This is a genomic window from Rhizobium sp. CCGE531, from assembly GCF_003627795.1.
Classification (GTDB): Bacteria; Pseudomonadota; Alphaproteobacteria; order Rhizobiales; family Rhizobiaceae; genus Rhizobium.
On record NZ_CP032685.1, the window covers coordinates 343,806 to 357,188 of the forward strand.

Genomic DNA, 13,383 nt, shown 5'->3' on the forward strand with positions numbered 1-13,383 from the left:
TGGAGGTAAGACAATGAGTTTGCGCATCAACGATATTGCTCCGGATTTTACGGCGGACACGACCCAAGGCGAAGTCCAGTTCCACGACTGGATCGGCAATGGCTGGGCCGTGCTGTTCTCCCATCCGAAGAACTTCACGCCGGTCTGCACAACGGAACTCGGCGCGATGGCCGGTCTCGAAGGTGAATTCCGCAAGCGCGGCGTCAAGATCATCGGCATTTCCGTCGATCCCGTCGAAAGTCACGGCCGCTGGAAGAACGACATCAAGACAGCGACGGGCTTCGATGTCGACTATCCGCTGATCGGCGACAAGGACCTGAAGGTCGCCAAGCTCTACGACATGCTGCCGGCCGGTGCCGGCGAAAGCTCGGAAGGCCGCACGCCCGCCGACAACGCCACCGTCCGCTCCGTCTTCGTCATCGGCCCCGACAAGAAGATCAAGCTGATCCTCACCTATCCGATGACGACGGGCCGCAACTTCGGCGAAATCCTGCGCGCGATCGACTCGATCCAGCTGACATCGAAGCATCAGGTCGCGACGCCGGCAAACTGGCAGCAGGGCGAAGACGTCATCATCACCGCTGCCGTCTCCAACGAAGATGCCATTACCCGTTTTGGCTCGTTCGACACGGTATTGCCCTATCTGCGCAAGACCCGCCAGCCGTCTGCCTGACGCTAACCAGCGGTTGAAATTTGCTAGACAAGCGGTGCGGCCCTAAAGGCCGCATTGTTTTTTCAAAGGCTGACGTTTTCACGCAGAAACTCCAGAAGCGTCCGCACGCGCGCCGGCAGCGGGCCACCCTGGCCGATATAGACGGCATGGAATTCCTCGACATCGCCGGGGTTTAGATCTTCAAGGACGGGCAGCAGACGGCCTGCCGCGATATCCGATCTGACGGTGAAGGCGGCAAGCCGCGCCAGGCCGGCGCCGCCGAGCGCAAGATGGCGCATGGCCTCTCCGTCGCCCACCTGCAGGCTGCGTGCGGAAGGGAGCGTCGCGATCTCACCATCAACCAGCAACGGCCAACCTTCGATTGCCCGGGAATAGGCAAAGCCGATGCGGCAATGTTTGTCCAGCTCGGTGGCGGAGCGGGGCGCGCCATGCCGCTTCAGGTAATCCGGCGAGGCGACGATGACCTTGCGCGTCGCTCCAAGCTTGCGGGCCGTCAAGCTGGAGCTTTTCAGCGGTCCGGCGCGGATTGCGACATCGGCCCGCTCTTCCATCAGATCGACGATCCGGTCCGTGTGGAAGATCTCCAGCGAGACATTCGGGTGAAGCGCCATGAAGGCGGGAATGAGCGGCGCCAGCACATGGTTTCCGAACGAGCTGCTGGTGTTGACTCGGATATGGCCGGCAACCTGCTCTCCCGCCGAGGCATGGCGTTCGGCCTCTGCGATATCGGCGAGGATGGCGACGCTCCGCTCAAAGAAGGTACAGCCCTCGGGGGTGAGCTGCAGCCGCCGTGTCGAGCGATGAATGAGCCGTGCGCCTAGACGCTTTTCCAGCCTCGTGACAAGCTTGCTGACCGCAGAGGGCGTCATGCGGCAGGCCGTGGCGGCGGCGGTGAAGCCGCCGAGTTCCACGGCGCGTACGAAGACTTCCATTTCCCCGGAACGGTTGATCTCTTGGCGGCTCATGATGAATTCAAATCACAAATCAGTTTCTCTCCGGCAATCTATATCATCTTCCTTTGGCGGTCTATCTATCTGAAGAACCAACAGGAGACGGACGATGGACTACAGAAATCTCGGTGCTTCCGGCCTTCGCGTTCCCGTGCTCAGTTTCGGCGCCGGCACGTTTGCCGGCAGCGGCCCCCTCTTCAGCGCCTGGGGCTCGACAGATGCGACGGAAGCACGCCGTCTGGTCGATATCTGCCTGGAGGCGGGCGTCAATCTCTTCGATACCGCCGATGTCTATTCGGCCGGTGCATCGGAGGAGGTGCTTGGCCAGGCGATCCGGGGCAGGCGCGATGCCGTGCTGATCTCGACGAAGACAGCTTTGCCGATGGGCGAGGGACCGGCCGATTGGGGGAGTTCGCGTTCGCGATTGATCAGATCGGTCGACGCGGCCCTGCGGCGCCTCGGCACCGATTACATCGACCTCTTGCAACTACACGCCTTCGATGCCTCGACGCCGATCGAGGAAACGCTCTCCACCCTTGATCAACTCGTGAAGGCGGGAAAGCTCCGCTACATCGGGGCGTCCAACTTCTCAGGCTGGGAGCTGATGAAGTCGCTCGCCGTTTCCGACAAGCACGCTTACGTGCGCCCTGTCGCCCATCAGGTCTATTATTCGCTCGCCGGCCGCGATTACGAATGGGAACTGATGCCGCTGGGTGCGGATCAGAATGTCGGCGCCCTCGTCTGGAGTCCGCTGGCATGGGGCAGGTTGACCGGCAAGATCCGTCGCGGACAGCCATTACCGGAAAAGAGCAGGCTGCACGAAACGGCGACCTTCGGCCCGCCCGTCGATGACGAAAAGCTGTTCGATATCGTCGATGTACTGGATGAGATCGCCGGCGAGACTGGAAAGAGCGTGCCGCAGATCGCAATCAACTGGCTGCTGAGGCGGCCGACGGTTGCCAGCGTCATCATCGGCGCGCGCAACGAAGAGCAGTTGCGTCAGAACCTTGGCGCGGTCGGCTGGACGCTTTCCAAAGAGCAGGTCGAGAAGCTGGACAAGGTCAGCGAGCTGACCGCTCCCTATCCCTATTTTCCGTATCGGCGCCAGGAAGGCTTCGCGAGACTCAACCCGCCGCTGGTGTGACGTACTGGGAAGTATTCTCGCCTATCTGCGAGGATGGCGGCGGAGCGAACCTATGCTCCGTCGCCACATGCATTTTAGCGGCCGCCTTCGATCTTGCGATGGCGCTGGTTCCGGCCGCCGTCGCCGTAAGGATAGGCAGCGAGCTGAGGCGCGCTGATCTCGTTCAGCCTGTCCATTTCCGCGTCCGTGAGCTTCAATTCGGCAGCGCCCAGATTGTCGGCAAGCTGCTCACGTGTGCGGGCGCCGAGGATGACGGAAGTGACCGCCGGCCGCGCCGCCGTCCAGGCAAGCGCCACCTGCGCCATACTGACGCCGCGTGCCTTGGCTATCTCTTCGACGGCAGCGATGATTGCCCAGGTCCGCTCCTGCGCGTTGCGTGGGGCAAAGGATTCGCTGCCGCGATTGGGGTTCTCGCCAAGCCGGGTCGCGCCGGTCGGCGTCTCATCGCGCTTGTACTTGCCCGTCAACCAACCGCCGCCGAGCGGCGACCAGGGAAGCAGGCCCATGCCGGCATCCAGGCAGGCGTCGACGATTTCAAGCTCGATGTCGCGCGCGAGCAGATTATATTGCGGCTGCAGCGTGACCGGATGCGTATAGCCCCGTGCCTTGGCGATCTCGACGGCCTTGGCGATATGCCAACCGACATAGTTGGAGAAGCCGTAATAGCCGATCTTGCCGGCGCGCACGGCATCGTCCAGAAACCGCAGCGTCTCCTCGATCGGGGTCAGGGCATCCCAGGCATGCATCTGATAGAGATCGATATGCTCGATGCCGAGGCGGCGCAGGGAATCGTCCAGCGCCTGGCCGAGATGACGGCGCGAGAGGCCGAGGTCGTTCGGTCCGCTGCCCATCGGGAAACGGCCCTTGGTGGCGACGATGGCCTGGCGGGCTTCGGCGGGACGAGCCTTCAGCCAGCGGCCGATGATCTCTTCCGACTTGCCGGCACTGTAGACATCGGCGGTGTCGATGAAATTGCCGCCCCATGCGAAATAATCGTCGAGAAGTTTATGCGACGCGGCCTCGTCTGCTTCCGCGCCGAAAGTCATGGTGCCAAGGCAATAGGCCGTGACGACGGCCCCGCTTGGGCCGAGCTTGCGATAATCCATTTCTGCCTCCTCTGAACGGAGCGCTGGTGCCAGATCGGCAAAGCGGTCGGGAGAGCCGCGAGCTCCGTAATCCATAGCAATATCGTGCTTGAGACGGCCTCCACCGTCGATGAGATATGGCGCCTGCCGCTTCAGCGGCGAGGCCACAACCGGATCATAGCCAATCATCCCATGATTACCAAGCGCATTCGTTGCCTGCTTGGCCCTGCTCGCGTAAAATTCTCCGTGATGATTCCTCTCTTTTCGAATGTCTCCCTTCATGGATGAAGCGCCGACAAGCCGCATGCTCTCCTGGGCACGCAACTCCACGATCTATCGCCTCGAGCGCCGGATGATGACCGAAAAGCAGCTGTTTGATGCGATTGCCAAGAAGGCGAAACAGAAATTCGAGGATATCAACGATACCCAGGTCAAGGCGCTTGCCGATTTTGCCGTCAAATTCGCCTATGAGCTGAAGGTGCTCGATGATGTCGCCTATGCCGAGATCAGCACGCGCTCGGCGGTTCGCTCAGGCAAGTCGAAGAAAGCCATCGCCTTCAGACTTGCGTCCAAGGGCATAGATGGTGAAACGGTCGTCTCGGCAGTGGAAGAGGTCGACGATCTCCATTCCGCCGTCATCTTTGCCCGGAAGCGTGGCTTTGGACCTTTCCGACGCGGCGGTCTCGACGATAAGCGCAAGGCGAAAGAACTGTCGGCTTTCGCCCGCAACGGCTTCAGCTTCGCGATCGGAAAAAGGGTTTTCGATATGGAGCGCGAGGACGCCGAAGAGGTGCTGCAGTCGACTTCGGCATTCTGAGATCCAGCGCTCATTGAAATAGCCACTGCCACCGGTTAGCTTTGCCGCGCTTGAATGGGGCATGCAGGGGAAGTTGGTGACATCAGATATTCGATTATTCGCAATGGCGATGTGCATCGCCTTTTTGCCGGCAACTGCCTATGCTGATTGGCAGGCAGTGGAGACGGCAAAAACCTACGCGATTGCCGGAACATCCGGCGCCGAACTTTACGATTCGATCGGCGAACGCGGCCCATTGCTCGGACCTAAGGTCAGGGCGATCGCCCATACCGATTTCAAGTTGACATGGACGCGGAAATACGAGCCGCAGCCGGATGGCGCCTGCATGATCACCGTCAACATACCGAAGCTGGCCATCACCTACACCTTGCCGAAACCCTCGGCGCAGCTGCCCGCTTCGACCCGCAAAAGCTGGCAGAAGTTCATCGCCGGCGTCGAAGCGCATGAGCGAGTGCATGGTGGATATATCAAGGACATGGTCAAGGAAATTGAAGCTGTGAGCGTCGGCTTCTCCGTGCCCGACGATCCGAAATGCGGCAAGATCCGCGTCGAGCTCACAAAGCGGCTCGGCGAGATTTCCAATAGGGAGCGGCAGAAAAACAGCGATTTCGACAGGGTCGAATTCAGCGACGGCGGCAATCTGCAGCTGCTTGTTTTGAAGCTGGTGCGCGAGGAATAGCTGCAAGGAGCGCAGCCGGTTCGTTGCTCCCGGCTGCAATTGATCGAGGCGGCTTTAGCGGCCCTTCTGTTTCCGCCATTCGGCGAATTTGAGTTTCGGCGCGTCGCTGGTCGCCGGATAGAGGCCGATGATGGTGGCGCCGTTCAAGACCTCTTCGGTGACGAAGTCCTCATAGGCCGTCATCTCCACGGTCTCGTCGGCAATTTCGTCAGCGATATGGGCGGGAATGACGATGACGCCTTCATTGTCGCCGACGAGCACGTCGCCCGGGAAAACCGCCACATCGCCGCAGCCGATCGGACCGTTGATTTCGATCGCCTGATGCAGCGTCAGGTTAGTCGGTGCAGACGGGCGGTGATGATAGGAGGGGATATCGAGGGCGGCGATTTCCGGGCTGTCGCGGAAACCGCCGTCGGTGACGACACCGGCCACACCACGGACCTGCAGGCGCGAGATCAGGATGGAACCGGCCGAAGCGGCGCGCGCATCCTTGCGGCTATCCATGACCAGCACGAAACCGGGCGGGCATTGCTCGACGGCGGCGCGTTGTGGATGCTCCGGGTTGCGGAAGACTTCGAGCGTGTTGATGTCTTCACGCGCCGGAATATAGCGAAGCGTGAAGGCCTGGCCGACCATGTTCGCCTTTTTCGGCGAGAGCGGCCTGACATCCTGAATGAACTGGTTGCGCAGGCCGCGCCTGAAAAGCGCGGTGGCGATCGTTGGCGTTGCGACGCCCATCAGCTTGTCGCGCGTCTCGTTGCTCAGCACGTAATTGCTCATGCGATATATCCTTCGTGATCAATAGATGTCGGGCTCGGCCGGCGTCGGGCCGAAATTGGTTTCCAGGAAGTCGAAATCGCAGCCAGTATCGGCCTGGGCGACGTGGCGCGAGAACATCCAGCCAAAGCCACGGCCGTATTTTTCCGCCGGCTTGACCCAGGCGTCGCGCCGCCGCTGCAGCTCGTCCTCGTCGACAAGCATGTCGATGCGCCGCGCCTGTAGGTCGAGGCGGATGATATCGCCGTTGCGCAGCAGCGCCAGCGGGCCGCCGACATGGGATTCCGGAGAGACGTGCAGGATGCAGGCGCCGTAGCTGGTGCCGCTCATACGGGCATCGGAGAGGCGAAGCATATCCCTGTGCCCCTTCTTGAGGAGCGCCTTCGGGATCGGCAGCATCCCCCACTCCGGCATGCCCGGGCCGCCCTGCGGGCCGGCGCCGCGCAGCACCATGACGTGATCGGGCGTGATGTCGAGGTCTTCATTGTCGACCGCCGCCTTCATTTCCGGATAGCTGTCGAAGACGAGTGCCGGTCCTTGATGCTTATGAAAGCGCGGATCACAGGCGGCGGGCTTGATGACGGCGCCGGTTGGAGCGAGGTTGCCCTTCAGCACCGCAAGCGATCCTTCGTGATAGACCGGATTGTCGAGCGAGCGGATGACGTCGTCATTGTAGCACTTCGCTCCCTCGAGCGTTTCGCCGAGGATGACGCCGGATACTGTCAGCGCCGAAAGGTCGAGCTTGGAAGAAAGCTTCGACATCAGCGCGCGCAGGCCGCCGGCGTAGTAGAAATCCTCCATCAGATAGGCTTTGCCAGTCGGCCTGATATTGGCGAGCACCGGCGTGGTGCGCCCTGCCTCATCGAGATCGTCGAGCGAGAGGTTGACACCGGCGCGTCGCGCCATCGCGATCAGGTGGACGACGGCATTGGTGGAACAGCCTGTCGCCATGGCGACGGCGACAGCATTGTCGACAGCGGCTTGGGTGACGATCTTCGCCGGCCGCAAATCTTCCCAAACCATTTCGACGATCCGCCGGCCGACGGCCGAGGACATGCGGATATGGTTGGCGTCCGGCGCCGGAATCGAGCTGGCGCCAGGCAGGGTGAGGCCGAGCGCCTCGGCGATTGCCGTCATGGTGCTCGCCGTGCCCATGGTCATGCAATGACCGTAGGAACGGGCGATGCCGGCCTCGACATCGACCCATTCCTTTTCCGAGATCGTGCCGGCGCGGCGCTCGTCCCAGAATTTCCAGGCGTCGGAGCCGGAGCCCAGATATTCGCCGCGATAATTGCCGCGCAGCATCGGGCCGGCCGGCAGATAGATCATCGGCAGTCCCATGGAGAGCGCGCCCATGACGAGACCAGGCGTGGTCTTGTCGCAGCCACCCATCAACACGGCCCCATCGACCGGGTGTGAGCGCAAAAGCTCTTCGGCTTCCATCGCCAGCATGTTGCGATAGAGCATGGTCGTCGGCTTCACATAGCTTTCCGACAGCGACAGCGCGGGCAGTTCCAGGGGGAAGCCGCCGGCCTGCAAAATGCCGCGCTTCACGTCCTCGACGCGATGCTTGAAATGCGCATGGCAGGGATTGGCGTCGGACCATGTGTTGAGGATGGCGATGACGGGCTTATCGGCCCATTCTTCGGGCGCATAGCCCATCTGCATGGTGCGTGAGCGATGTCCCGAGCTTCTGAGGTCGTCCGGCGCGAACCATCTGGCGCTGCGTAAGTCCTGGGGCTTCTTCCTGCTGTTCATCGTATTTGCGCCTTGTATTCGAATGTTGGTCGAAGGGATAAATCCGTGCGTCGCATCACTCCTTCATGCCCCATTTCAGCAGGGTGCGCCGCTCGATCGTTTGGAAGACTAGGTTCTCGACAATAAGGCCGATGACGATGACTGTCAGCAGGCCGGCAAAGACGGCGGGGATGTCGAGAAGATTGCGGTTTTCGAAGATGAACCAGCCGAGACCACCCTGGCCGGAGGAGACGCCGAAAACGAGCTCGGCTGCGATCAGCGTACGCCAGGAGAAGGCCCAGCCGATCTTCAGGCCGGTGAGGATCGACGGGAATGCGGCGGGGATCAGGATGCGGAAGACATAGGAAAGTCCTGTCAGCCCATAATTGGCGCCGACCATGCGCAGGGTGCGCGAGACGCCGAGAAAGCCCGCGTGCGTATTGAGCGCGACCGCCCAGAGCACGGAATGTATGAGCACGAAGACGAGGCTTGCCGGGCCGAGGCCGAACCAGATGAGGGCGAGCGGCAGCAGCGAGATTGCCGGCAGCGGATTGAACATCGCCGTCATGGTCTCGAGAAAATCGGTGCCGATGCGGGTGTTGATCGCAACGACCGTCAGGATGGCGGCGAGTATTGTCCCCGAGATGTAGCCGGTCACCAATATCTTCAGCGTGGTCCAGATACGGGACGGAAGAACGCCGTCGACAAAGCGATCGTAAAGCGCGGTCAGCGTATCGCTAAGTGTTGGAAACAGCAGCGGATTGTCGAGGTGGCGGGCATAGGTCTCCCAGATGAGGGCGAGGACGACGATCAGCAACGACTTGCGAAAGAGGCTCGATTGCCAGAGGAGCTCGATCGTGCCGAGCTTCTGTTCGACAGCGGCAATATGGCCCGCTTGTTCGCTCGGTGCGGGGGCCAGGATGATTTGCGGTGCGCTCATGGATTACTCCTTGTGCCCCTGTTCGGCAAACAGCATGTGATGAATTTCCTGCTCCAGTTTGGCGGCGGCCGCGGGGTCGTCGCGGACGGTTTCCACATCGCGCACCTCGGCCTTGACGCGGCCGGGATGCGGCGACAGCAACAGGATGCGGTTGGAGATCTTGATCGCCTCGGCGATCGAGTGGGTCACGAAGATGACGGTGAAGCGGGTGTCCTCCCAAAGCTGCAGGAGCTCGTCCTGCATCTGTCGGCGGGTGAGCGCGTCGAGCGCGGCAAAGGGCTCGTCCATCAACAGAATATCGGGCTGCATGGCCATGCCACGGGCAATGGCGACACGCTGCTTCATGCCGCCGGAAAGCATATGCGGATAGGTGTCGATCGCGCGGGTGAGCTTGACCTTGTCTATATAGTCGCGGGCGATGGCCTCCGCCTCGCCGCGCGGCAGGCGGCGGGCCGTCGTCAGCGGGAACATGACGTTTTCCAGCACCGTCTTCCAGGGCAGCAGCTGATCGAACTCCTGGAAGACCATCATGCGGTCGGCGCCGGGCTTCTTGACCGGCTGCCCCTTGATCTCGATCCGCCCCGCCGTCGGCGTCATATAACCGCCGATGGCCTTCAGCAGCGTCGATTTTCCGCAGCCCGATGGGCCGAGGAGGACGAAGCGGTCGGACTGGGCGACGGAGAAGCTGACGTTTTCCGTCGCGGTGATCAGCAGGTTCGGCGTCTTGTAGCGCAGCGTCACCTTATCGACATTCAAGAGCGGTTTTGCGGTCATCTTTTCCGTCATCGGTGTGTCGGCGGCAATATTTGCCTGAAGCATGAGGGCTCCTCCAAGGTATGGCTTGAAGGCGGCATTCGCGCCGCCTCGGGCGTTAGTTGCCATTGAGATCGGCGGCTTCCGGCAGATAATAGTCGGTCCAGGCCTTCGGCATGGTCTTGAGCGTGCCGATCTTGTAGAGATGGGCCGCGAACTTCATCGTTCCCTGTGGATCCATGCGGAATTCCATCATGTGCGGCTCGTTGAGGATTGCCATGAGGTCCTCGACGCTGGTCTTGTCGCCGCTGACGGTCTTGTAGGCTTCCACGGCCGATTTCGGGTCCTTCTTGATGAGATCGATGGCCTCGGCCGTCGCCTCTCGCACCGCCTTGACGATAGTCGGATTGGCGGTTGCGAACTGGGTCGTGGTGAAGAAGGTGCCTTGGGTCAACTCGCCGCCGATGATGTCGCGGGAATCGATGACCTTGTGAACGCCCGGCTGCTTCAGCTCCAGATACTGGAAGGGCGGAGCGGAGAAATGGTTCTTGACCTCATGGGTCTGGTTGGCGAGCGCCGCCATCGCGTCGGGGTGGCCAAGCTGCACCGTATTGGCGTCGAACTTGTGCACCTGGTCGTCGCCATACATTTGCGCGGCGGCCATCTGCAGCAGGATTGCCTGCGTCGAGACGCCGACGGTCGGCACCGCGATCTTGTCGCCCGGCTGGATATCCTTCAGCGACTGGATGCGCGGATCGCGCGAGACCATGATGACGGGCTGGGCCGAATTGGTGACGACGCCCTTGACCTTGCCTCTGGTGCGATCCCAAAGCAGCAGCAGATTGCCGGTGCCGGTATTGACGATGTCGACATTGCCTGACAGTAGCGCGTCGGTCTGCGCGCCGCCGCCGCTGAAGGTGCGCCATTCCACCTTGACGCCCTGTAGGCCATCGGCGGCCGCATGCTTCTCGATCAGCTTCTGCGTCTCCATGACGTGGCTTGCCAGATAGAGAATGCCGGGCTGGCGCGTGATCGAAATATCCGTCTTTTCGGCGGCATTGGCCGAAAGACCGCCGGCAATCACCATGCCGACCGCGGTCAGACAGCGAAGAAATCCTCTCATTAACTCCTCCCATCGTTCCAACTTTGAGAAATTGAAGTTGGCATCATTCAACTAAAGCACTAATGTATCAGTGCATCAAGCCCTCTTTTGTGTTTAATGAGCAGACACTCTTGATCAGAAAGGCCGCCAGTGAAGCTCAATCCGAAGGAATTCGCTCTTGATCGTTCCCGTCAGGTCGCGCCGCAAATCCTGGAAATCCTGAGATCGCGCATTCTTTCCATGAGCCTGCCCCCGACCACGGTTCTATCGCGCATCTCGCTGCAAAGCGAATTCAACGTCAGCCAGACGCCCGTGCGCGATGCCCTGATCCGGCTCGAGGAGGAGGGGCTGGTCGAGGTCTATCCGCAATATGCGACCGTCGTTTCGCGGATCGATGTCCGCAACGCCATCGAGGCGCATTTCCTGCGATTGTCGATCGAGCTCGAAGCCGTTCGACGGCTGACATTGGATTCACCCGATGAAACGGCCGCGGCTCTGGAGACCGTTCTGGTTCGCCAGAAGCATGTCATGTCTCCCGAGACCTACGATCTCTTCGATTCACTCGACAAGGATTTTCATCGGGTGCTTTACGAGAGAGCCGACATTCTCGGCCTCTGGTCCACCGTCCGCCGCCAGGGCGTGCATATCGACCGGCTGCGCATGCTGAACCTGCCGATGCCTGGCAAACTGGAGCAGATCATTATCGATCATCAGGCAGTCGTCGACGCCGTTCGCTCGGCCGATGCGGAGGCCGCCGTCGCCGCGCTGCGCAAGCATCTCTCCGGCACCTTGTCGATCATCGATCTGATTTGTGAACAATATCCGGATTATGTGAGCCGCTAGCTCATATCTTCACGACGGAGAAGAAGAGAAACCGAGGCTTGGTCGTCAGGCTCCTATATGCATCCGGGAAAAGGGTGCCGACCTTCGGGTCGGGCTGCGGCTCGCTTACGACGTCGATCCGAAATCCCGCCAATCTGAGCGCATCGAACATGGCATGGAGCGGCCGGTGCCAAAACCGCATCGTCACGTCCTTACCTCCGCGCTGCCAGGTCTCGCTGAAATTATAGGTCTCGAAATAGTTGTCCTGGCCGGCAAATTCATGATCCATGAAGGGATGATGCGTGGAGAAAACCAGGCGGCCACCGTCGGACAATACGCGATGGAACTCAAAAAGAGGCGGCAACCAGTCAGGCAGGTAATGCATGACCAATGAGGCGACGATCATGTCGAAAGCGCCGGCGTCGAAGGGTAGCGGCTCGTTCAAGTCAGCCAGCAACAAGCGTGCCCGCCCTTCAAGGCGACGTTGAGCGATCTCAAGCAGGTCCGCGCTTGCATCGATCCCTGTCAGGATCGCACCTTGCTCGATGAGGGCGGCCGCATGCGCACCGCCACCGCAGCCCGCATCGAGGACGCGAAGCCCGGCAACATCGCCGGCCAGCGAAAGGATGGCGGGCCGTTCATAAAAGGCATTCCAGGCATTGTTCTCGTTGTCGGCCTGATAGGCGGCTGCGAACGCATCGTAGTCATTCTCAGACAAAATGACACCTCGCCAAGGAATGGCATGTTCGGCAGTATCTTTTCTGTTGGTATCGCCACCCTAAAGGCCAGTAACTTCCCCGGCAAGGCCGTGCTTTGCACCTTTTCGAGGCGAAGGGAGCGTCACATTTCGAGTTTTCAGCTTCGTGTGAGATGTGGAGCGCCCAAGTGCCCTCATTGGCTTGTACCTTACTTCATGCGACAAGGTTCACAGGCAAACAAATCATGGAGTTCGCTTGACCATCGGGCTTGCGCATGCCGAGCTGATCGCGGTTCTGACGGCCGTCACGGGCAGCGATCCAAGGGTAATGACGGTGCGGTCGGGCGATGCCTTGCCGTCCGGTCCGTTCGAGCTTGGGCATCGCACGCTGCAGAGCGGGTTGCGCGAATGGGTTCGGGAGCAGACGGCCCACCCCGTTGGCTATCTGGAACAGCTCTATACCTTTGCCGATCGCGATCGAAACAACGAAATTCTCGGCGGGCGGACGATTTCGATCAGCTATCTGGGGCTCGTGCGCGAGCATGCGGCACCCGGCGGCGGCATGCCGGGCTGGCATGGCTGGTACGAATATCTCCCTTGGGAAGACCATCGAAACGGCCGACCGCCCATCCTCGACGACGTCGCCGCTCGCCTCGCCCCCTGGATCGACGAAGACGCGATGCGGCGCGACCAGCGTGGCCGGCGTGCTGATTTCACCTTCGGACTGAGCGGCGCTGCATGGAACGAGGATCTCGTTCTGCAGCGCTATGAACTGCTCTACGAAGCAGGGCTCGTCGCCGAGGCGGGCTGCGACCTCAAGCAGAATTTTGGCAGATCGATGTTTGCCGATCACCGCCGCATTCTTGCAACCGGCATGGCGCGGCTGCGGGCCAAGATCAAGTATCGCCCCGTTGTCTTCGAACTCATGCCCGAGAATTTTACGCTTCTGCAATTGCAGAAAACCGTGGAGGCCTTGGCGGGCCTGACGCTGCACAAGCAGAACTTCCGCCGGCTGATCGAACAGCAGGAGCTGGTGGAAGAGACCGGCCGTACCGAAAGCGAGACCGGCGGTCGTCCCGCCAAGCTCTTCCGCTTCCGCCGTGCCGTGCTTGAAGAACGCGAATTCGCCGGAACGAAATTACCGCTCTCCCGCAATTGACATATGCTCAGCTTGAGAATATCTATTTGCCCATGATATACTCAAATT

At 60.8% G+C, this 13,383-nt stretch carries 14 protein-coding genes; 6 read left to right on the plus strand and 8 right to left on the minus strand.

What is annotated here, in order from left to right; translation table 11 throughout:
- Positions 1 to 13 precede the first annotated feature (13 nt).
- The gene (locus tag CCGE531_RS21090; RefSeq protein ID WP_120667490.1) at positions 14 to 673 is read left to right on the plus strand and encodes a peroxiredoxin; all 660 of its coding nucleotides are present in this window, start codon (positions 14 to 16) and stop codon (positions 671 to 673) included.
- A gap of 62 nt (positions 674 to 735) precedes the next feature.
- Here CCGE531_RS21090 and CCGE531_RS21095 read toward each other — a convergent pair whose 3' ends face one another.
- Complete coding sequence (locus tag CCGE531_RS21095; protein ID WP_120667492.1) at positions 736 to 1,638, minus strand: LysR substrate-binding domain-containing protein; 903 nt, start codon at positions 1,636 to 1,638, stop codon at positions 736 to 738.
- Positions 1,639 to 1,732: 94 nt separating this feature from the next.
- Between CCGE531_RS21095 and CCGE531_RS21100 the strand changes: the two genes are divergently transcribed.
- Positions 1,733 to 2,767 (plus strand): aldo/keto reductase, encoded by a 1,035-nt coding sequence (locus CCGE531_RS21100; RefSeq protein ID WP_120667494.1) that lies wholly within the window; start codon positions 1,733 to 1,735, stop codon positions 2,765 to 2,767.
- Between the two features lie 74 nt (positions 2,768 to 2,841).
- On the opposite strand, the gene CCGE531_RS21105 is transcribed toward CCGE531_RS21100, so the two are convergent.
- Positions 2,842 to 3,873 carry an aldo/keto reductase gene (locus CCGE531_RS21105; protein ID WP_120669274.1) on the minus strand — a complete coding sequence of 344 codons (1,032 nt, stop codon included), beginning with the start codon at positions 3,871 to 3,873 and terminating at the stop codon, positions 2,842 to 2,844.
- 259 nt (positions 3,874 to 4,132) lie between these two features.
- On the opposite strand from CCGE531_RS21105, the gene recX reads away from it, so the two are divergent.
- Together recX and CCGE531_RS21115 are read left to right on the plus strand one after the other, a co-directional pair.
- Positions 4,133 to 4,669 (plus strand): recombination regulator RecX, encoded by a 537-nt coding sequence (gene recX / locus CCGE531_RS21110; protein WP_120667496.1) that lies wholly within the window; start codon positions 4,133 to 4,135, stop codon positions 4,667 to 4,669.
- A 103-nt stretch (positions 4,670 to 4,772) separates the two neighbouring features.
- Complete coding sequence (locus CCGE531_RS21115) at positions 4,773 to 5,348, plus strand: DUF922 domain-containing protein (protein WP_245459412.1); 576 nt, start codon at positions 4,773 to 4,775, stop codon at positions 5,346 to 5,348.
- A gap of 54 nt (positions 5,349 to 5,402) precedes the next feature.
- Here CCGE531_RS21115 and CCGE531_RS21120 read toward each other — a convergent pair whose 3' ends face one another.
- Genes CCGE531_RS21120 through CCGE531_RS21140 form a run of 5 tightly spaced genes read right to left on the minus strand, consistent with a single transcriptional unit; the run spans position 5,403 to position 10,678 of the window.
- Positions 5,403 to 6,128 carry a ribonuclease activity regulator RraA gene (locus tag CCGE531_RS21120; protein ID WP_120667499.1) on the minus strand — a complete coding sequence of 242 codons (726 nt, stop codon included), beginning with the start codon at positions 6,126 to 6,128 and terminating at the stop codon, positions 5,403 to 5,405.
- Between the two features lie 18 nt (positions 6,129 to 6,146).
- Entirely contained in the window at positions 6,147 to 7,883 is a 1,737-nt protein-coding gene (gene araD / locus CCGE531_RS21125; RefSeq protein WP_120667501.1) for an L-arabinonate dehydratase, read from the minus strand.
- Between the two features lie 55 nt (positions 7,884 to 7,938).
- Entirely contained in the window at positions 7,939 to 8,802 is an 864-nt protein-coding gene (locus tag CCGE531_RS21130; protein ID WP_120667503.1) for an ABC transporter permease, read from the minus strand.
- A 3-nt stretch (positions 8,803 to 8,805) separates the two neighbouring features.
- On the minus strand, positions 8,806 to 9,621 hold the full coding sequence (locus tag CCGE531_RS21135) for an ABC transporter ATP-binding protein (protein WP_120667505.1): 816 nt from the start codon (positions 9,619 to 9,621) through the stop codon (positions 8,806 to 8,808).
- Between the two features lie 52 nt (positions 9,622 to 9,673).
- The gene (locus CCGE531_RS21140; protein ID WP_120667506.1) at positions 9,674 to 10,678 is read right to left on the minus strand and encodes an ABC transporter substrate-binding protein; all 1,005 of its coding nucleotides are present in this window, start codon (positions 10,676 to 10,678) and stop codon (positions 9,674 to 9,676) included.
- A gap of 129 nt (positions 10,679 to 10,807) precedes the next feature.
- On the opposite strand from CCGE531_RS21140, the gene CCGE531_RS21145 reads away from it, so the two are divergent.
- Positions 10,808 to 11,500: a GntR family transcriptional regulator gene (locus CCGE531_RS21145; protein ID WP_120667508.1), complete on the plus strand. Its 693-nt coding sequence runs from the start codon at positions 10,808 to 10,810 to the stop codon at positions 11,498 to 11,500.
- A 1-nt stretch (position 11,501) separates the two neighbouring features.
- Here the strand turns inward: CCGE531_RS21145 and CCGE531_RS21150 are convergent, their stop codons facing one another.
- Entirely contained in the window at positions 11,502 to 12,197 is a 696-nt protein-coding gene (locus tag CCGE531_RS21150; protein WP_120667510.1) for a class I SAM-dependent methyltransferase, read from the minus strand.
- A 235-nt stretch (positions 12,198 to 12,432) separates the two neighbouring features.
- Here CCGE531_RS21150 and CCGE531_RS21155 point away from each other — a divergent pair, with 235 nt between their 5' ends.
- A complete protein-coding gene (locus CCGE531_RS21155; protein WP_120667512.1) occupies positions 12,433 to 13,335 on the plus strand; it encodes a hypothetical protein in 903 nt (300 codons plus the stop codon).
- The last annotated feature ends 48 nt before the right edge of the window (positions 13,336 to 13,383 follow it).